General features: G+C 75.3%; 6 protein-coding genes and 1 pseudogene. 6 read left to right on the top strand and 1 reads right to left on the bottom strand.

Going from position 1 to position 21,529, the window contains the following annotated elements; genetic code table 11:
* Positions 1-20: 20 nt before the first annotated feature.
* From ACIF8T_RS38510 to ACIF8T_RS38535, 6 genes are read left to right on the top strand one after another with little or no spacing between them, the layout of a single operon-like run.
* Positions 21-10,421 (top strand): amino acid adenylation domain-containing protein, encoded by a 10,401-nt coding sequence (locus ACIF8T_RS38510; RefSeq protein WP_400041905.1) that lies wholly within the window; start codon positions 21-23, stop codon positions 10,419-10,421.
* The gene (locus ACIF8T_RS38515; RefSeq protein ID WP_400041906.1) at positions 10,418-17,596 is read left to right on the top strand and encodes an amino acid adenylation domain-containing protein; all 7,179 of its coding nucleotides are present in this window, start codon (positions 10,418-10,420) and stop codon (positions 17,594-17,596) included. The genes ACIF8T_RS38510 and ACIF8T_RS38515 overlap by 4 nt, the downstream gene beginning before the upstream one ends.
* Positions 17,593-17,811, top strand: coding sequence for an MbtH family protein (locus ACIF8T_RS38520; protein WP_400041907.1), 219 nt, complete (start codon positions 17,593-17,595; stop codon positions 17,809-17,811). The genes ACIF8T_RS38515 and ACIF8T_RS38520 overlap by 4 nt, the downstream gene beginning before the upstream one ends.
* Before the next feature lie 40 nt (positions 17,812-17,851).
* Positions 17,852-18,895, top strand: a complete 1,044-nt coding sequence (locus ACIF8T_RS38525; protein ID WP_400041909.1) for a TauD/TfdA family dioxygenase — start codon at positions 17,852-17,854, stop codon at positions 18,893-18,895.
* Entirely contained in the window at positions 18,892-19,896 is a 1,005-nt protein-coding gene (locus tag ACIF8T_RS38530; RefSeq protein WP_400041911.1) for an ABC transporter ATP-binding protein, read from the top strand. The genes ACIF8T_RS38525 and ACIF8T_RS38530 overlap by 4 nt, the downstream gene beginning before the upstream one ends.
* A 23-nt stretch (positions 19,897-19,919) precedes the next feature.
* The gene (locus ACIF8T_RS38535; RefSeq protein ID WP_400041931.1) at positions 19,920-20,666 is read left to right on the top strand and encodes an ABC transporter permease; all 747 of its coding nucleotides are present in this window, start codon (positions 19,920-19,922) and stop codon (positions 20,664-20,666) included.
* Positions 20,667-20,669: 3 nt separating this feature from the next.
* Here the strand turns inward: ACIF8T_RS38535 and ACIF8T_RS38540 are convergent.
* Positions 20,670-21,209, bottom strand: a pseudogene (locus tag ACIF8T_RS38540) (hypothetical protein); the annotation flags it as partial.
* Positions 21,210-21,529: the final 320 nt, after the last annotated feature.

The raw sequence follows: 21,529 nt of genomic DNA on the forward strand, positions 1-21,529 counted from the left end.
TGATCTCCCGCATCCGGTCGGTGCTCGACGCGGAGCTGTCGGTGCGGGACCTGTTCGAGGCGCCCACGGTCGCGGGCCTGGCGGCCCGGATCGACGCGGGGGAGGGCCGCCGGCCGGCCCTGCGCGCGGCGGCCCACCGGCCGGACGTGCTGCCGCTGTCCTTCGCGCAGCGCAGGCTGTGGTTCCTGCACCGACTGGAAGGCCCCAGCCCCACCTACAACATGCCCTTCGCGCTGCGCCTGTCCGGAAATCTGGACGCCGCTGCCCTGCACACCGCCCTGAACGACGTCGTCGCCCGGCACGAGACCCTGCGCACCGTCTTCCCCGAGGCAGGCGGGGAGCCGCGCCAGGTGGTGCTCGGCGCGGACGAGGCGGTGGTGGAGCTTCCGGTCCACCGGGTCGGCGAGGACGGTCTCGCCGGAGCGCTGGCCGCCGCGGCCGGACACCGGTTCGACCTGACGACCGAAACGCCCCTGCGGGCCTTCCTGTTCGCCCTGGGCCCGGACGAGCACGTGCTGCTGCTCGTGATCCACCACATCGCCGGGGACGGCTGGTCGAACTCCCCGTTCGCCCGGGACCTCTCTACGGCCTACACGGCCCGCTGCTCGGGCCGGGCCCCCGAGTGGAAGCCGCTGCCCGTCCAGTACGCCGACTACGCGCTGTGGCAGCGCGACCTCCTCGGCGACGAGGACGACCCGGACAGCCTGATCTCCGCCCAGATCGCGCACTGGGAGCGCACCCTGGCCGGGCTGCCCGAGCAACTGGACCTGCCCGCCGACCGGCCCCGCCCGGCGGTGGCGAGCCATCGCGGCGGCAAGGTGCTGTTCACGCTCGACGCGCACCTGCACCGACGGCTCGCGGACCTGGCGCGGGAGCGCGGAGCGACCCTCTTCATGGTGGTGCAGGCCGGGCTGGCGAGCCTGCTCGGCAAGCTCAGCGGGGCCACGGACATCCCGATCGGCAGCGCCATCGCCGGGCGCACCGACGAGGCCCTCGACGACCTCGTCGGGTTCTTCGTCAACACGCTCGCGCTCCGCCTGGACACCTCCGGGGACCCGACCTTCGCCGGCCTGCTGGAGCGGGTCCGCGAGACCGACCTCGCCGCCTACGCCCACCAGGACGTGCCCTTCGAGCAGCTGGTCGAACTGCTCAACCCGGTCAGGTCGGCGGCCCGGCACCCGCTCTTCCAGGTGATGCTGACGCTGCAGAACAACACCGACCCCGAGTTCGCCATGCCGGGCCTGCGGGTGACCCCCGACGTCGCCGACGTGGGCGCGGCCAAGTTCGACCTGCTGTTCAGCCTGACCGACAGGTACACCGAGGACGGCGCCCCGGACCGGGTCGACGGCGTACTGGAGTACAGCGCGGACCTGTTCGACCACGGCACCGCCGAGGCACTCGCGGCCCGCTTCGTCCGGCTCCTCGAAGCCGCGGCGGCCGGGCCGGACCGGCCCATCAGCACCTTCGACCTCACCGACGCCGCCGAGCGCGAGCACCTGCTCGTCACGTGGAACGGCACCGAGTCCGACGTCCCGCCGACCCTGCTGCCGGAGGCGTTCGAGGCACAGGCGGCGCGCACGCCCCACGCGGTCGCCGTGACCGACGGCGGCACCGACCTCACCTACGCCGAGCTGAACGCACGGGCCAACCGGCTGGCGCGTCTGCTCATCGCCCGCGGGACCCGCCCGGAGCAGGTCGTGGCGGTCGCCCTGCCGCGCTCCGCCGACCTCGTCGTCGCACTGCTGGCCGTGGTCAAGGCGGGCGCCGCCTACCTGCCCGTCGACCCGGCGCACCCGGCCGCGCGGCTCCGCCATGTGCTGGACGACGCCGGCGCGGCGTGCGGGCTCACCCTGGGCACGCACGCCGCGGACCTGCCGGAGACGGGGCTGCGCTGGCTCGCCCTCGACGAGCCCGACCTGATGCGGGCGGCCGAGGAACAGCCGGAGCACGATCCGTCCGACACCGACCGGCAGGCGGGTCTGCTACCGGCGCACCCCGCGTACGTGATCTACACGTCGGGCTCCACGGGCCGCCCCAAGGGCGTGCTCGTCGAGCACCGAGCCCTCGCGGCCTACCTGGACTTCGCCCGCCGGGCCTACCCCGGCACGGCGGGTACGGCGCTGCTGCACTCGCCGGTCTCCTTCGACCTGACCGTCACGGCGCTGTTCGCGTCGCTGACCTCGGGCGGACGGGTCCTGGTCGGGGACCTGTCCGACGGGTCGCCGGCCCCGGGCCCGTACACCTTCCTCAAGGCGACCCCGAGCCACCTGGCCCTGCTCGGCGCCTCGCCCGGTCAGGACCCGGCGGTCACGGACCTGGTCGTCGGCGGTGAGCAGCTCACCGGCGAGCAGCTCGCGGCGTGGCGGCTGTCGCATCCGCAGGCCACCGTCGTCAACGAGTACGGGCCGACGGAAACCACGGTCGGCTGCATCACGTACCGGGTGCGGCCCGGGACCGGAGTCGCGGACGGCCCCGTGCCCGTCGGGCGGCCCGTCGCGAACACCCGGGCGTACGTGCTCGACGCGGGGATGCGGCTGGTGCCGCCGGGCGTGACCGGAGAGCTGTACCTCGCCGGGGCGCAGCTCGCCCGCGGCTACCTCGGCCGGCCCGGCCAGACCGCGGAGCGGTTCGTGGCCGACCCGTTCGGCGGGCCCGGGGCCCGGATGTACCGGACCGGCGACCTGGCCCGCTGGACCCCGGGCGGCGACCTCGTCTTCGTCGGCCGCGCCGACGAACAGGTCAAGGTCCGCGGGTACCGGATCGAACCGGCGGAGATCGAGGCGGCCCTGACCCGGCACGAGGGCGTGGCGCAGGCCGCGGTCGTCGCCCGGGAGGAGGAACCGTCCGGCACCCACCTGGTGGCCTACGTCGTCCCCGCCGCCGGCGGACGGCGGGACGGCGACGCGGTCCGCGCCCAGCTCGGCGACTGGCAGGAGGTGTACGACTCCCTCTACGGCACCGAGCACGCCGCGACGCGGCCGGCCCCGTTCGGCGAGGACTTCGCCGGCTGGACCAGCAGCTACGACGGCGAGCCGATCCCGGCCGGGCAGATGCGCCGGTGGCGGGACGCCACCGTCGCGCGCATCCGGGAGCTGCGGCCGCGCCGCGTGCTGGAGATCGGCGTGGGCAGCGGCCTGCTGCTGTCCCGGCTCGCGCCCGACTGCGAGGCCTACTGGGGCATCGACATCTCGGCGGACGCCGTCGACCGGCTGCGCGGCCAGGTGGCCGAACAGGGCCTGGCCGACCGCGTCGAACTGCGGGTCCAGCCGGCCTCGGACGCCGGCGGCCTGCCGGCCGGGCACTTCGACACGGTCGTCGTCAACTCGGTCGCCCAGTACTTCCCGGACGCCGCCCACCTCACCGACGTGATCGGCACGGCCCTGGAACGGCTGGCACCCGGCGGAGCCCTGTTCCTCGGCGACGTGCGCGACCTGCGGACCCTGCGCCTGCTGCACACGGCGGCACAGCTGCGCCGCGCCACCCCGTCCGCCGACCTCGCCGCGGTACGCCGCGCGGTGGAACAGGCGGTGCAGCTGGAGAAGGAACTGCTCCTCGACCCCGCGTTCTTCACCGCGCTCGCCGACCGGCGCGACGACATCGCCGGCGTCGACCTCCAGGTCAAGCGCGGCGCCTACGTCAACGAACTGAGCCGCTACCGCTACGACGTCGTGCTGCACAAGCGGCCGGCCGCCGGGCTGCGGCGGCTGACGGCGGCCCCGGAGCTGCGGTGGGGCCGCGACGTCACCGCGCTGGAGGCCCTCGAACGGACCCTCACCGGCGACCGCGTGCCCGCGCTGCGGATCACCGGGGTCCCGGACGAGCGGATCGCCGACGAGGCCGCCGCCCTGCGCGCCCTGGACGAGGGGCGGCCCCTGCCCGAACTGCTCGCCCTGCTCGGGGACGCCGAGCGGTCCTCGGCCCCGGGCCTCGGCCCGGACGACTTCTGCGCACTGGGCGAACGCGCCGGCTACCGGGTGGCGGTCACCCGGTCCGGTGGCGACCCCGAGAGCCTCGACGTGCTCTTCGTGGACCCGGCCGCCACCGCGCTCGACGGCGTCCACCGCCCGGACCCGGCGGCCGCGCCGGGCGCCCTGGCCAACGACCCCGCGGCGGCCCGGCGGCGCGGCGAACTGGTCGCCTCGCTGACCGCGTCGCTGCGGGAGCAGCTGCCCGCGTACATGGTCCCGTCCGCCGTGGTGGTCCTCGACGCGCTTCCCCTCACCGCCCACGGCAAGCTCGACCGGGCGGCGCTCCCCGCGCCGTACCTCGGCTCCCCGGCGGGCTCCCGGCGGCCCGCCACGCACCGGGAGCAGGTGCTGTGCGACCTGTTCGCACAGGTCCTGGGCGTGGCGGCGGTCGGTGTCGACGACGACTTCTTCGCCCTCGGCGGGCACTCGCTGCTGGCCACCCGGCTCATCAGCCGCATCCGCGCCGCCCTCGGCGTCGAACTCGCCGTGCGCACCGTGTTCGAGGCGCCCACGGTCGCCGGGATCGCCGAGCGGCTGAGCGACGCGGACGCCCACCCGGACCGGGTGCGGCCGGCCCTGCGGCCGATGCCCAGGCCCGACGTGCTGCCGCTGTCGTTCGCGCAGCAGCGCCTGTGGTTCCTGCACCGCCTGGAAGGGCCGAACGCGACGTACAACATGCCGATCGCCCTGCGGCTGCGCGGCACGGTGGACCAGCAGGCGCTGCGGGCCGCGCTGGCCGACGTCGCGGCGCGCCACGAGAGCCTGCGCACCGTGTACCCCGCGACGGACGGCGTGCCCCGCCAGCTCGTCCTCGGCGCGGCCGACGCCCGGCCCGAGCTGATCGTCCGGCACCTCGACGGGACCGGGCCGGCCGCGGCCGTGCGGGAGGCGGCCCGCTACCCCTTCGACCTCGCGGTCGACCTGCCGCTGCGGGCCGAACTGCTCGTCCTGGACGAGCGGGAACACGTCCTGGTCGTCCTCGTGCACCACATCGCCGGCGACGGATGGTCGATGGCCCCGCTCTCCCGGGACCTCGCCACCGCCTACGCCGCGCGGATCCGGGGCGAGGCACCGGCATGGGCGCCGCTGCCCGTCCAGTACGCGGACCACACGCTCTGGCAGCGCGCCCTGCTCGGCGACGAGCACGACCCGGACAGCCTGTTCGCCCGGCAGGTGGCGTACTGGACCGAGGCCCTGGCCGGCCTGCCCGAGCAGCTGGACCTCCCGGCGGACCGGCCCCGCCCCGCCGTGTCCACCTACCGCGGCGAGATGCTCGGCTTCGACCTGAGCCCCGCACTGCACCGCCGGCTGGCCCACCTCGCCCGGACCTGCGAAGTCAGCCTCCACATGGTGCTGCACGCCGGTCTCGCCGCCCTGCTGACCAGGCTCGGCGCCGGCACGGACCTGCCGATCGGCAGCGGGACCGCCGGCCGGCGCGACGAGGCGCTCGACGACGCGATCGGGCTGTTCGTCAACACGCTGGTGCTGCGGACGGACACCTCGGGCGACCCGTCGTTCGGCGAACTGCTGCGCCGCGTACGGGAGACCGCACTGACCGCGTACTCCCACCAGGACGTGCCCTTCGAGCACCTGGTGGAGGTACTGAACCCGGTCCGCTCCCCGAACCGCCATCCGCTGTTCCAGGTGGCCCTGGTCCTCCAGAACACACCGGCGGCCGGCCTCACCCTGCCCGGCGTCGACGTGACGCCCGAGCCGGCCGGCTCGGGGACCTCGCGGTTCGACCTGTTCTTCAGCGTCACCGAACGGCCCGCGTCGCCGGGAGCGCCGGCCGGTTCCTTCGGCGGGGTGCGCGCCACCGTGGAGTACAGCACCGACCTGTTCGACCGGGCCACCGTCGAGGCGATGGCCGCACGGTGGATCCGGCTGCTGGAGGCGGTCACCGCCGACCCGGCACGGCCCATCGGCCACGCCGACCTCCTCACACCCGCCGAGCGGACCCGGCTGCTCGGCACCGCCGGCGACCCGGTCGCCCCGGCCTGCCTGCCGGCGCTGTTCGAGGCACAGGCCGCCCGGACCCCGGACGCCCCGGCCGTCGTCGCCGAGGACCTCACCCTGTCGTACGCGGAACTCAACGCGCGCGCCAACCGCCTGGCCCACCTGCTGATCTCGCGCGGCATCGGACCCGAGCAGACCGTCGCGCTGGCCTTCCCCCGCTCCGCCGACCTGATCGTGGCGGTCCTCGCCACCCTCAAGGCCGGGGCGGCCTACCTCCCGCTGGACGTCGGCTACCCGGCCGAGCGCCTCGCGTTCATGCTCGGCGACGCCCGTCCGTCGCTGCTGCTGACGGGCGGCATCGGCGACGCCGAGGTACCCGGTGCCGTCGGCCTGCCCAGGCTGGACCTCGACGCCGGGGAGCGGTCCGCCGCGGACCGGGCGGACACGAACCCGGGCGATGCCGACCGGGTCGCGCTCCTGACACCGGCCGGCCCGGCCTACGTCCTCTACACGTCCGGCTCCACCGGCCGGCCCAAGGGCGTGGTCGTCACCCACGCCGGTGCGGCCGGTCTCGTGGCGAGCCAGACCAGGGCCTTCGACGCCGGGCCGGGCAGCCGGGTCCTGCAGTTCGCCTCGCCGAGCTTCGACGCGGCGTTCTGGGAGCTGTGCATGGCGCTGCTGACCGGGGCGGCCCTGGTGGTGGCACCGGCCGAGCGGCTGCTGCCCGGACCGGACCTCGCCGCCCTGACGGCCGAGCACGGCGTGACCCATCTGACGGTGCCGCCGGTCGCCCTCGGCGTGATGACGCCCGATCAGCTCCCGACGGTGACCACCCTCGTGGTCGCCGGCGAGGCCTGCCCGCCGGAGACGGTGGCGGCCTGGAGCCGCGGCCGGCGGATGGTCAACGCCTACGGGCCGACCGAGTCGACCGTCTGCGGGACGATGAGCCGGCCGCTGGCCGGTGGGGGCGGCGTCCCGCCCATCGGCACACCGATCCCCGGCACCCGCGCCTACGTGCTCGACGCCGGGCTGCGCCCCGTGCCGCCCGGCGTCGTGGGCGAGCTGTACCTGGCCGGGGCCGGCCTGGCCCGCGGCTACCTCGGACGGCCCGGCCTGACCGCCGAGCGGTTCCTGCCCTGCCCGTACGGGGAGCCGGGGACGCGGATGTACCGCACCGGGGACCTCGCGCGCTGGAACTCCGACGGTGATCTGGAGTTCGCCGGGCGCGCCGACCAGCAGGTCAAGGTCCGGGGCCACCGCATCGAACTCGGCGAGGTGGAGTCGGCGATGGCCGCCCACCCCGGCGTGGGGCAGGCCGTCGCGGTGGCCCGCCGGGACGGGCCCGGCGGCACCCGCCTCGTCGGGTACGTCGTACCCGCCACGGACAGCACGGACGGTACGGCCACCGCGGACAGCGACGGCGCGCCGGGCGGGTCGGACCGGGTGCTGGGCGAGTGGCGCGAGCTGTACGACACCCTGTACGGCGCCTCGCAGACCGCCCCGTTCGGCGAGGACTTCACCGGCTGGAACAGCAGCTACGACGGGCAGCCCATCCCGGAGGCCGAGATGCGGCAGTGGCGCGACGCCACCGTCACCCGGATCCGCGAACTCGGGCCCGGACGCGTCCTGGAGATCGGTGTCGGCCGCGGCCTGATCCTCTCCCGGCTCGCCGGGGAGTGCGACACGTACTGGGGCACCGACCTGTCGGCGGCGGCGATCGAGTCCCTGGCGGCGCAGGTCGCCGCCGAGCCGGCGCTCGCCGGCAAGGTGGTGCTGCGGGCCCAGCCCGCGGACGACACCACCGGGCTGCCCGAGGGCTTCTTCGACATCGTCGTGCTCAACTCGGTGGCCCAGTACTTCCCGGACGCCGCCTACCTGACCGGGGTCATCGGCAACGCGATGCGGCTGCTCGCGCCGGGCGGCGCCCTGTTCCTCGGCGACCTGCGCAACCTGCGGCTGCTGCCCATGTTCCGGGCGGCCACCGGGAACACCGCGCAGGAGCGGGAGTTGCTCGTCGATCCGGACTTCTTCCCGGCCCTGGCCGACGTGGTGCCGGAGGTGGGCGCCGTGGACGTCCGCCTCAAGCGCGGCAGCCACCACAACGAGCTGTCCCGCTACCGATACGACGCCGTCCTGCACCGGGCGCCGCTGGCGGCACCACCCCGGCCGTTCGGCGACGCCCCCGTGGTGCGCTGGGCGGAGCTGGCCGGGGGAGCGGAGTCACTCGCCGCGCTGCTGGACGCCGACCGGCCGGACCGGCTGCGGGTCACCGGGATCCCCAACGCCCGGCTGGCGGGCGAGGCGGCCGCGGCGCCGGTGGACGCGGTGGACCCGGAGGCCCTGTGCGAACTGGGTGAACGGCTCGGCCTGTGGGTGGCCGTCACCTGGTCGGGCCCGGCCGGGGACGACTGCTTCGACGCGCTGTTCGCCGCCGGGGACACGGAGGGCGCGGTCACCGGTGGCTATGTGCCGGCGGCCCCCGCGGCGGCGGACGGGCCGTCGCTGCGGGCCTTCACCAACGACCCCGCGGCGACGGCGGCACCGGTGGCCCTGGGCACCTCGGTGCGGGCCCTGCTGCGGGAGCGACTGCCGGAATACCTGGTCCCCTCGGTCGTCGTGACGCTCGACGCCCTGCCGCTGACACCGAACGGGAAGGTCGACCGCAGGGCGCTGCCCGCACCGGAGTCCTCCGGCGCCCCCGCGGGCCGCGCGCCCTCCACCGCGCGCGAGCGCCTGCTGTGCGACATCTTCGCCGAGGTGCTCGGCCTCCCGGCCGTCGGTGCCGACGACGACTTCTTCGACATCGGCGGCGACAGCATCGTCTCCATCCAGGTGGTCAGCAAGGCCCGCGCAGCGGGGTTCGCGATCGCGCCCCAGGACGTGTTCCTGCACCGGACCGTGGCGGAACTGGCCGCGGCCGCCGGAACACTCGGCGGTGAGCCGGCCGAGGCCGAGGCCCCGCAGGCGGGCATCGGCACGGTGCCCCTGACACCGGCGCTCCACGCGCTGCGGGAGCGGGACGCCGACCCCGGCACCCGCCACGAGGCGATGACCGTGCGGGTCCCGGCCGGGCTCGACGCGGAACGGCTCGCAACGGCCCTCCAGACGGTCCTCGACCATCACGACGCGCTGCGCTCGCGCCTGACCCGCGTGCCCGGCCCGGCACCGCGGCCGGGCCCGGACGAGTGGCTGCTGGAGGTGACGCCGCCCGGCACGGTCCGGGCCGCGGACCTGCTCCACCGGGTCACGGCCGGGGAGAGCGAGGACCTGGCCGCGGCGGAGGAGCGGGCGGCGTCGGCCCGTCTGGCCCCGGAGTCCGGGGTGATGGTCCAGGCGGTCTGGTTCGACGCGGGACCGGACCGGCCGGGGCTGCTGCTGCTGGTGCTGCACCGCACGGTCACGGACCCGGAGTCCTGGCGGATCCTGCTGGCGGACGTCACCACCGCCTGCGCGGCGTCCGCCGAGGGCCGACGGCCCGAACTCGCCCCGGTCGGCACGTCGTTCCGCCGGTGGGCCCAGCACCTGCGCGCCCACGCCCAGGACGCGCGGCGGGTCGAGGAGCTGCCGCGCTGGACCTCGATCCTCACCGAGCCGGACCGGCCTGACCAGCCGGACCAACCGGACCGGCCCGACCGGCCGGAGCGGGCCGACGACGGCCGGAGTGCCGGGGACCCGGCGGCCGGGTCCGGCACGCTGACCGTCACCCTGTCCGCCGAGCGCACCGAGGCACTCCTCACCACCGTCCCGGCCGCCTTCCACGCGGATGCCGAGGACGTGCTGCTGACCGCGTTCGCGCTGGCGGTGGCCGACTGGCGGCGCCGCCGGGGACCGGCCGACCCGGCCGGCACGGACGACGCCCCCGGCATCAAGGGCGACTCCGTGCTGACCGACGTACGGCGCCCCGGCCGGGCCGAGGTCGCCGAAGGGGTCGACCTGTCCCGCACGGTGGGCTGCTTCACGGCCACGCATCCGGTCCGCCTGGACCTGGGCGGCGTCGACTGGAACGACCTGTGGAACGGCGGACACGCCGCCGGGACGGTCCTCAAGCGGGTCAAGGAGGAACTGAGGTCCCTGCCGGACGGCGGACTGGGCTACGGCCTGCTGCGCCACCTCAACGCCGAGACCGCACCCGTCCTCACGGCCCGGCCCGCGCCGCAGGCCGCCTTCCACTACCTCGGACGGCTGCCGCAGACCCCCTCGGGTCCGTGGCCCGGCGGGCCCGGAACACCGCCGGAGTACCGCATCGAGGCCAGGGCGGCCGCCGTGGAACATCCGGACGGACCACGGCTGACCGCCACCTGGTGCCGGCCCCTCGGCCCGTCCGCGGACGCCGAGCTGCGGGACCTGGCCGACACCTGGGCGCGCGCCCTGGACGCCCTGGCCGCCCACGCCACCCGGCCCGACGCCGGTGGCCGCACCCCGTCCGACGTACCGCTGGTCCGGCTCAGCCAGGACAAGCTCGAACAGCTCGAAGCCGCATGGAGGAGGAAGCGATGACGCAGGCGGATCCGCAGGCGGAGCTGGAGGACATCCTGCCGCTGGCGCCACTGCAGGAAGGGCTGCTGTTCCACGCGCTCTACGACGAGGCGGCGCTCGACCTCTACACCCTTCAGATGGCCTTCGACCTGGAAGGCCCCCTCGACGCCGAGGCGCTGCGCGCCGCCGCCCGCGCCCTGCTGCGGCGCCACGCGAGCCTGCGGGCCGGCTTCTGGCACGAGGACCTCGACGAGCCGGTGCAGATCGTCCCGCGCGAGGTGACGCTGCCCTGGGAGGACGTCGACCTCACCGCGGTGGCCCCCGCCGGACGCGAGGCCGAGGCGGAGCGGATCGCGGCGGCGGACCGGCTGCGCCGCTTCGACCCGGCCCGCCCGCCCCTGCTGCGGTTCACGCTCATCCGGCTCGGGCAGGAGCGCCACCGTTTCCTCCTGACCGCCCATCACCTGGTGCTCGACGGCTGGTCCGTGCAGCTGCTGCTGGACGAGCTGTTCCGGCTGCACGCGCAAGGCGGCCGGGAGGACGGCATGCCCCCGGCGGCCCGGTACCGCGACTACCTGGCCTGGCTGGCCGGCCAGGACCGGGCGGCCGCCGAGGACGTCTGGCGCGAGGTGCTCAAGGGCATCGACGAGCCCACCCGGGTCGCCCCCTCCGACCCGTCCCGGACGCCGGACCTGCCCGGCCAGGTCCTGCACGACCTGCCGGGCGGCCTCGCCGACGCGCTGGACGGTCTGGCCCGCCGCGAGGGCCTGACACTGAACACGGTGTTCCTGGGCGCCTGGGCGATCGTGCTCGGCCGGCTCACCGGCCGGGACGACGTCGTGTTCGGCACCACGGTGTCCGGGCGCCCGCCCCAGGTGCCCGGGGCCGAGAAGATGATCGGCCTGTTCGCCAACACCCTGCCCGTCCGCGTCCGGCTCGACCCGGCGGAACCGCTGACCGGGATGCTGGCCCGCCTGCAGCAGGACCAGACCCGTCTGATGGCCTGCCAGCACATAGGCCTGGCCGGCATCCAGCGCACCCTGGACTCGGGTGAACTCTTCGACACGGCCACCGTGTTCGAGAACCTCCCGGCCGGGGGGAGCGGAACGGCCGCCGCCGCGCACGGCGGCGGACTGCGGGTCACCGCGACCCGGAGCCACGGCGTCACCCACTACCCGCTCAACTTCATGGTGATGCCCGGCAGGCCCCTGCGGCTGCGCCTGGACCACCAGACCGACCTGTTCGACCGCGAGGCCGCGGAGGCGATCATGGGCCGGGTGGTCCGGGTCCTCCGGGCCGCGGTGGCGGACCCGGCCCGGCGGATCGGCGACCTGGAGATCCTGACGCCCGAGGAACGCGCCCGGGTGCTGGTGGAGTGGAACGGCACGCCCGGCGGACCGCCGTCGACGCTGGTGCCCGAGGCCTTCGCGGCACAGGCCGCCCGCACTCCCCACGCGCCGGCCCTGTCCGACGGCCGGACGCGGTGGACGTTCGCGGAACTGGACGCCCGGGCGCACGCGCTCGCCCGGCGCCTGACCGCGCACGGCGTCGGGCCCGACACCCTGGTCGGACTGTGCGTGCGCAGGTCGGCCGACATGATCGCGGCCGTGCTGGCCGTGTGGAAGGCCGGCGGGGTGTGCGTGCCGCTCGACCCCGGCTACCCCGCGGAGCGGCTGGCGCTCATGCTCGCCGACGCGTCCGTGCCCGTCGTGGTGACCGAGCGGACCCTGACCGGGGTCCTGCCCCAGAGCCCGGCCGCCCTGGTCCTGCTGGACGCGGACGACACGCCCGGCCCCGGCCCCCTCCCGGACACCGGCCTGCCGGCGGTACGCGGGGACAACGCCGCGTACGTCGTCTACACGTCCGGGTCGACGGGCGTGCCGAAGGGCGTCGTCGTGACGCACCAGGGGCTGGCCAACCTGTTCGCCAGCCACCGCGACCGGGTGTTCGCCCCGGCCGCGGACAGGGTGGCCGCCGCGGAAGGACGCCGGCTGCGGGTGGCGCACACCGCGTCGCTGTCCTTCGACGCCAGCATGGGGCAGATCCTCGGCCTCGTCGCCGGACACGAACTGCACCTCGTGGACGACGACACCCGCCGCGACGCCGTCGCCCTCCTGGACCACGTGCGCGAGCGGGGCATCGACTACCTCGGCATCACGCCGTCGCTGCTGCGCGAACTGGTCGCGCTGGGCCTGCTGGACGGCCCCGGCCACCGGCCGGGCGTGATCCTGCTGGGCGCCGAGGCCACCGGAGCGGCGCTGTGGGAGACGCTGCGCGCGTACCCGGACACCGAGGTGCACAACTACTACGCGCCGAGCGAGTGCACGGTGGACGCCGTCGGAGCCCGGGTGCGCGACAGCGACCGGCCGGTGATCGGCCGGCCGATCCGCGCCGTGCGCGCCTACGTGCTCGACGCACGGCTGCGCCCGGTGCCTCCCGGCGTGGTGGGAGAGGTCCACCTGTCGGGCGCCCAGCTCGCCCGCGGCTATCTGAACCGGCCCGGCCTGACCGCGCAGCGGTTCGTGGCCGACCCGTTCGGCGGGCCGGGAGCCCGCATGTACCGGACCGGCGACCTGGCCCGCTGGACGACCGCCGGACTGCTGGAATTCGCCGGGCGCGCGGACGAGCAGGTGAAACTGCGCGGGTACCGGATCGAACTCGGCGAGGTCGAGGCGGCGCTCGCCCGGCACGCCACGGTCGCGCACGCGGTCGCCGTGGTCCGCGAGGACCGGCCCGGCGACCAGCGCCTGACGGCCTACGTGGTGCCCGCGCCCGGCACCGCCGTGCACCCGGCCGAACTCCGGGAGCACATCGCCGCGACGCTGCCCGAGTTCATGGTCCCGGCCACGATCGTCGTCCTCGACGCGCTGCCGCTCACCCCCAGCGGCAAACTGGCCCGCCGCGAACTCCCGCCCCCGCAGCCGGGAGTTCACGGGACCGGCGGCCGGGAGCCGCGCAGCCAGACGGAGGAGATCCTGTGCGGCCTGTTCGCCGAGGCGCTCGGGGTCGCGCGCGCCGGGGTCGACGACGACTTCTTCGCCCTGGGCGGGCACTCGCTGCTCGCCACCCGGCTGGTCTCCCGCGTCCGCTCGGCGCTCGGCGCCGAACTCGCCGTACGCGACGTGTTCGAGGCCCCGACGGTCGCCGGGCTCGCCGCCCGGCTCGACGCACCGCGCGCAGGCACCCGGCGGCGGCCGCCGCTGCGGCCCGCGCAGGAGCGGCCCGACGAGCTGCCGCTGTCCTTCGCCCAGCGGCGCCTGTGGTTCCTGCACCGGCTGGAAGGCCCGTCGGCCACCTACAACATGCCGTTCGCGCTGCGCCTGACCGGGGACCTCGACGTCCCGGCCCTGCGGGCCGCCCTGGACGACGTGGTGGCCCGGCACGAGACGCTGCGCACGGTCTACCCGGACACCGCGGGCACACCGCGCCAGCACGTCCTCGCCCCCGCCGACGCGGCCGTCGACCTGCCCGTCCGGCCGGTCGACGAGGCCGGGCTGGCCGCGGCGATCGCCGCCGAAGCGGCCCACCCCTTCGACCTGACGGCCGAACCACCGCTGCGTGCCGTCCTGTTCGACCTCGGCCCCGGCGAGCACGTCCTGCTGCTCGTGCTCCACCACATCGCCGGGGACGGCTGGTCCAACCGCCCCTTCGCCCGCGACCTGTCCGCCGCCTACTCCGCCCGGCGCGCGGGCCGGGCCCCGGCCTGGGCGCCGCCGGCCGTCCAGTACGCCGACTACACCCTGTGGCAGCGGCGGTTCCTCGGCACGCCCGACGACCCGGACAGCGTGCTCTCCCACCAAGTGGCCTACTGGCGCCGGGCCCTGGACGGGCTGCCGGCCGAACTGGAACTGCGGCGGGACCGGCCCCGCCCCGAGGTGCCCGTCCACCGCGGCGACACGGTCCCGCTGCGCCTGTCGCCGGACGTCCACGCCCGGCTCGTGCGACTGGCCCGGGCCGGCAACGCGAGTCTGTTCATGGCCGTCCACGCGGCGCTCGCGGCGCTGCTCACCCGGGAGGGCGCGGGCACCGACATCCCGATCGGCACACCGATCGCGGGACGCACCGAGGAGGCCCTCGACGACCTCGTCGGGTGCTTCGTCAACACGCTGGTGCTGCGCACCGACACCGGTGGCGACCCGAGCTTCGCGGACCTGCTCCGCCGGGTCCGGGAGGCCGGACTGGCCGCGCACGCCCACCAGGACGTGCCCTTCGAGCACCTGGTCGAGGTGCTCAGACCGGCCCGCTCGGCGGCCCGGCACCCGCTGTTCCAGGTGATGCTGACGCTCCAGCACGCCGAGGACCTCGCCGTGGACCTGGACGGCCTGCGCCACCGGACCGAGGAGGTGGCCTCGCGGTCGGCCAAGTTCGACCTGCTGTTCCGGCTCGCCGAGCGGCACACCGCGGACGGCCTGCCCGGCGGCCTGGAGGGCGGCGTCGAGTACAGCACGGAACTGTTCGACCGGCGGACCGTGGAGGACCTGGTCGCCAGGTTCGAGCGGCTGCTGGACGCCGTGACCGCCGACCCGGACGAGCCGATCCGGCGACTCGACACCCTCGCGCCCGAGGAGCGCGAACGCGTCCTGCGGACGTGGAACGACACCGCACGGCCCCTGCCCCCGCTGACGCTGCCCGCGATGTTCGAGGCGCAGGCGGCCCGCACACCCGACGCGCCCGCCCTCACCGCGGCCGGCGTCACCCTGTCCTACGCCGAGCTGGACGCCCGGGCCGACCGGCTCGCCCACGCCCTGATCGAACGCGGCGCCGGACCGGAACGGATCGTGGCCGTCGCCCTGCCCCGCTCGGCCGAACTGGCCGTGGCCCTGCTGGCGATCCTCAAGTCCGGAGCCGCCTACCTGCCGTTCGACGCCGACGACCCGGCCGAGCGGATCCGCACCGTGCTCGACGACGCCCGGCCGGTCTGCGTCCTCGACGACCCCGGCCAGGTACGCGACCCGGGCGACCGGCCGCGGAAGGACCCGGGCGGCACCGCCCGCACCACGCGGCCGGCGCCGTCGCACGCCGCGTACGTGCTGTACACCTCCGGCTCCACCGGCACGCCCAAGGGAGTGGTCGTCCCGCACGCCGCCGTCGTCAACCGGCTGCTCGGCATCCAGGCCGAGTACGGGCTGGAACCCTCCGACAGCGTGCTGTACAAGGCGCCCGCCGCGTTCGACGCGTCCGTGTGGGAGTTCTTCTGGCCCCTGACCACCGGCGCCCGGATCGTGGTCGCCGAGCCCGGCGGACACCGGGACCCGGCCTACCTGGCCGCCACGATCCGCGAACACGCGGTGACGACCGTGCACTTCGTGCCGTCGATGCTGCGGGTCTTCCTCGACGAACCGGCCGTGGCCCGCTGCACCGGCCTGCGCCGGGTCCTGACCGGCGGCGAGCCGCTCCCGGCGGACCTGAAGGACCGCGCCCTGCACGTGCTGAACGGTCTCGACGCGGTCCTGCACCACCTGTACGGGCCGACGGAGACCGCCGTCCACGCGACCTCCTGGACCTGCGAGCCCGAGCCGGCCACCGGCCCGGACCCGGACCGGCGCCCGGTCCCGATCGGCCGGCCCGTCACCAACACGCGGGTCTACGTGCTCGACGGGGGACTCGGCCCGGTGCCGCCGGGCACGGTGGGCGAGGTCTACCTGGCCGGCGTCCAGCTCGCCCGCGGCTATCTGAACCGGCGCGGCCTCACCGCCGAGCGGTTCGTCGCCTGCCCGTTCGGCGCCCCGGGGGAGCGCATGTACCGGACCGGGGACCTCGCCCGGTGGACCGCGGACGGGGTGCTGCGCTTCGCCGGCCGCGTCGACGACCAGGTCAAGCTGCGCGGGTTCCGCGTCGAACTCGGCGAGGTCGAGGCCGTACTGACCCGGCACGAGACGGTCGCACGGGCGGCGGCGGCGGTCCGCGAGGACCGGCCGGGACAGCGGCGACTGGTGGCCTACGTGGTCCCGGCACCGGGCGCCGAGCCGCGCGAGAGCGACCTGCGGGGCCACGCCGCCGCCGCACTGCCGGAGTTCATGGTGCCGGCCCACGTCGTCGTGCTGGCCGACCTGCCCCTGACGACCAGCGGCAAGCTGGACCGGCGGGCCCTGCCCGAGCCCGGCCCGCGTTCCGTGACGTCCAGGCGACCGGCGCGCACCCCCGAGGAGGAGATCCTGCGCGCCCTGTTCGCCGAAGCCCTCGCCGTGGCCGGAGCGGGCATCGACGACGACTTCTTCGCCCTGGGCGGGGACTCCCTGGCGGCGATCCGGCTGGTGAGCCGCATCCGCGCCACCATGAACCTCGACCTGTCGGTCCGGGACCTCTTCGCCGCGCCCACGGTGAGCCGCCTGATGGACCGGCTGCGCCTCGGCGTCTCCGGCGACGCCTTCGACGTGCTCCTCCCGCTGCGCACCTCCGGCACCCGCCCGCCGCTGTTCTGCGTCCACCCCGCCGGCGGCCTCAGCTGGTGCTACACCGGGCTGCTGCGGCTGCTGGGGCCGGACCTGCCGGTGTACGGGCTCCAGTCCCGCGGCCTCGCGCGGCCCGAGACGCACCCGGCGACGATGGAGGACCTGGTCACCGACTACGTGGCGCAGATCCGGTCGGGGCAACCCGCGGGCCCCTACCACCTGCTGGGCTGGTCGTTCGGCGGTCTCGCGGCCCACGCGGCCGCGGTCCGCCTCCAGGCCGAAGGCGAGGAGGTGGCGCTGCTCGCCCTGCTCGACTCCTATCCCCGCGACCCGGCCGCCCCCGTCACACCGGTGGCCGAACAGGACGTCCTCGCCGCCCTGCTCGACTTCGCCGGCCACGCCGAGGACGCCGGCGGCGACGGCGAACCCCTGCGGATCGCCGACGTCATGGAGATCCTGCGCAACGGCGGCGGGCACCTGGCGGACATCGAGGAGCGCCGCGTCGAGGCCCTGACCGAGGTCTTCACCAGCAACACGAAGATCGCGGCGGCGCACGTGCCCGGCCGGTTCGACGGCGACGTCCTGCACTTCACGGCCACGGCCGGGCGCCCGCCCGGAGCGCCCACGGCGGCCGTCTGGGAGCCCGCCGTCACCGGGCGCGTCGAGCGGTACACCGTCGACTGCACCCACCGGGAGATGTGCCGCCCCGAGCCACTGGCCCGGATCGGACGCGTGCTGGCCGAGCGGCTGGGCACGGACCCGCAGACCGAACAAGACCCGAGGAAGAAGGAAGCACAGCGATGACCAACCCCTTCGAGAACCCCGAGGCCACCTACCTGGTCCTGGTCAACGACGAGGGCCAGCACTCGCTCTGGCCGTCCTTCGCCGAGGTCCCGGCCGGCTGGGAGGTCGCGCACCGCGAGGACACGCGCGAGGCCTGCCTCGCCTTCGTCGAGGAGCACTGGACCGACATGCGCCCGAGGAGCCTGGCACGGGCCATGGACGCGGCCGGTTCCTGACGCGTCGGCACGGACGCATCCGATCGTGAGGAGGACCGGTTTGCCTACGCACCAGCCATCCGTCGTCGGCGGCGTCGAGGAGGTGACGTTCGCGCTGACGGCACAGGAGAAGGACCAGTTCCGCAAGGTCGCCGCCGAGGTGGCCGACGGGCTGCCCCACCCGGGTCTGGCCGACCCGGCGCTGCTCGACGACCCCGGCCTGCTGGCGGACATCGAGATGGCGGCCCGCTGGCTCCCGCCACGCCTGGCCCGGACGCTCAGCCGCTTCCGGCAGGCGGGCAACGCGCACGGCACCCTGATCGTGCGGAACCTGCCGATCGACGACGACCTGCCGCCGACGCCCGCCGACGGCGTCGCACCGGACTGGGCGCGGCTGCCGCTGGCCACCGTCGCCCAGCTCGCCACGGTGTCCTGGCTCGGCGACGTCATCGCCTACGCGGACGAGAAGTCCGGCCGCCTCGTCCAGGACATCGTGCCGGTCAGGGGCGCCGAGCGGCGGCAGGAGAACAGCGGCAGCGTGATGCTCGAACTGCACACCGAGGACGGCTTCCACCCCTTCAAGCCGGACTTCGTCACCCTGCTGTGCCTGCGCGCCGACCAGGAGCGCCGCGCGCTCACCTCCACCGGCGCGATCACCCGGGCCCTGCCCCGCCTGTCGGCCGCGTGCGTCTCGACGCTGCGCCGGCCGCTGTTCCGGATCCGGCACAGCAGCTCCTTCGGCGGCAGCGGCACCGGTGCCGTCTCGATGCCGCTGCCCGTGCTGTCCGGGCCGGACGCCGAGCCGGAACTGATCGCCGACTTCCACGCCATGGAAGCGGACGGCGACCGCGCGGCACGGGCGCTGGACGAACTGCGGGACGCCATGCTCGCGGTGCTCGTGGGCACGGTGCTCGACGAAGGCGACCTGATCGTCGTCGACAACCGGGCGGCCGTGCACGGCCGTACCGGATTCCGGCCCCGCTACGACGGGCGGGACCGGTGGCTGCGGCGCTGTTTCGCGGTCGCCGACCTGCACCGGTCCCGCGGCCTCAGGGCGGCCGGCTCCCACGTGTGCGCACCCCTGCCGCCGGAGGCACGCCCGTGACGACCGGCCCGCTCGTGGGCGCGGCCTCCTCCGGCCCCGCCCCCCGGGCGCCGGGGGAGGCCGCCCGGACGGTGCTCGACGTACGGGACCTGCGCAAGTCCTACGGCGAGTCGCCCGTCCTGCGCGGTGTCGACCTGGAGGTCCGGGCCGGGGAGATCGTGTCCCTGCTCGGACCCAACGGCGCCGGCAAGTCCACCTTCGTGTCGATCGTGGCCGGACTGCGCCGCGCCGACTCCGGCTCGGTCACCATCGCCGGCGTCGACGCGTTCGCGCAGCCCGGGGCGGCCCGGCGGATGACCGGCCTGGCACCGCAGGACGTGGCCGTGTACCCCGTGCTCAGCGCGCGCCACAACCTGCGGCTCTTCGGCGAGCTGGCCGGCCTGCGCGGCAGGGAGCTCGGCACGCGCATCGACGAGGTGGCGCGTGCGCTGCGCATCGAACCGCTGCTGGACCGGCCGGTGGGCCGGCTCTCCGGCGGCCAGAGGCGACGCGTGCACACCGCGATGGCGTTGCTGCACCGGCCGCGGCTGCTGCTGCTCGACGAGGCGACCGCGGGCGCGGACGTCGAGACCCGCACCTACCTGCTCGACGTCGTACGCGAACTGGCGGCGGACGGGTCGGCGGTCGTCTACTCCACCCACTATCTCCAGGAGGTGGAGATGCTCGGGGCGTCGGTCGCCCTGCTCGAAGCCGGCACCGTGATCGCACGCGGTCCGGTACGGGACCTGGTGGCCGGGCACGCCACCCCGGCGGTCGAGTTCCGGTTCGCCGGACCCGCGCCGCTCGTGGTGGCCGAGCCGGGCCGCGAGGGCTTCGCCACCCGCCACGGCGACCTGCTGCGCGTCGCCACGCCGGACCCGGCCGCCACGATCGCGGCGACGGTCCCCGCCCTGGGCGAGGACGCCCGGCGGCTGCGCGGCGTGGAGGTCGTGCAGGCCAGCCTGGAGACCGTGTACCTCGCCCTGACCGGACGCCGGTACGCCTCGGGCGGGCCGTCGTGACGGGCCGCGCCGGCGTGGTCATCATGCGCCACGAACTACGGGTGATCGGCACCATGCCAGGCACGACCCTGTTCGGGATCGCGATGCCGATCGTGCTCGCGGCCCTGACGCAGGGCCTCTTCACGAGCGCCGTCCCCTCCGGCGCCGCCGGCGGCACCGGCGGTGCCGAACTCGCCGTCCCCGGAATGGCGGTGGCCTTCGCCGCGCTCGGCGCCGGGCGGTCCGGCTTCGCGTTCTTCCGCGACTACGGCTGGGGCACCTGGGACCGGCTCCGGGCCAGCCCCGCCTCGACACTGGACATCGTCGTGGGCAAGGTGTCGCCCTGGGTGATCATGTCGCTGGTCCAGATGCTCGGGCTGTTCGTCGCGGCGACACCCCTGCTCGGCTTCCACGTCTCCGGCTCCTGGCCGGCCCTGGTCCTGGTGCTGTTCGGGACCGCGCTGTGCCTGTGCACCTTCGGCGCGCTGATGACCGCGGTCTCCCGCACGTCCCAGCAGCTCAATTCGATCAGCGGCGTCTGCGGGCTGGCGTTCGCGGCACTCGGGGGAGCCCTCGTCCCGCTGTCCGCCCTGCCGGACTGGGTGGACTCCGTCGCCCCCGCCTTCCCGACGTACTGGGCCGTGCGCGGGCTGCACGCGGTCGTCCTGGACCGGGGCGGCCTGGCCGACGTGGCCCTCCCGACGGGGGCGCTGCTCGCCTTCACCGCACTCTTCGCGCTCCTGACCACGGCCCGGTTCCGGGCGGGGGAGAGCAAGGTGTACTGGGGATGAGCGGATCACCCACCCCCACCGACCGCCGCCCCACACCCGTCGAACACGTCCTGCACCGCTGGACTGGATGCCTTTGCGGGCGATGCGGACGCCGATGTGCTGGTTGTGCAGCCACCGCCGCAGGTCAGGCAGATCGCAGGCCTTGTCGGCGTGCAGCCCCTGGGGCCTGGAATGATCGCTGCGGGATTCGTGTCCTGTGTGGAGAGGGGCCACCATCGGCTTCAGTACGAGACTGTCGTGGGTGTCGGCCGCGGAGACACCGCCGGTCCAGCGGTGCCGGACACGACAAGCCCGCGGCCGGTTCGGATCCCGGTACAGCACTCCTTTGTGCTCCAGCGCCGTCAGCTGGTGCGACACCGAGGAGGTACTGGCCAGCCTGACCGCCTGGCCGATCTCCCGCATCGACGGCGGATACCCCTGACCTGCCACGGTGTCTTTGATGAAGGCCACGACCGCGGTCTGCCGGACGGTGAGCTCGTGGGAGCCGGGCCGGTTGCCGGGCGGCCGCCCGCGCCGACCCGCAGGCCGAGTGCAGAGGAGCATCCAGGGTGAGATGAACAGAACAAATGTAAAACAGGCGTTAAATCCACGCAATCAAGCATAATCGGGCAAGAGCTGGGCTAAAGTGGGCTTTGCTCAAGCAAGCGAAGCTCAATCCCTGGAGTGACATGAACTCCGGAGCGACCCCGGCTCCCTACCCGAACCCGCGCGCCAACGCCGCCCTGGCCGCCGACTGCGAAAGGTGCAATGGCTGGGGAACGGTGATCACCCCCCGCGGGCACCACGAACTCTGCCCCGCCTGCCAGCCCCACCCCGACCGGGCACACCGTGACAGCCGCCGAGACGGCTGAGGAGGGTTCCCT

Source organism: Streptomyces sp. NPDC085946 (assembly GCF_044540485.1).
In the GTDB taxonomy this organism is placed as follows: Bacteria; Actinomycetota; Actinomycetes; order Streptomycetales; family Streptomycetaceae; genus Streptomyces.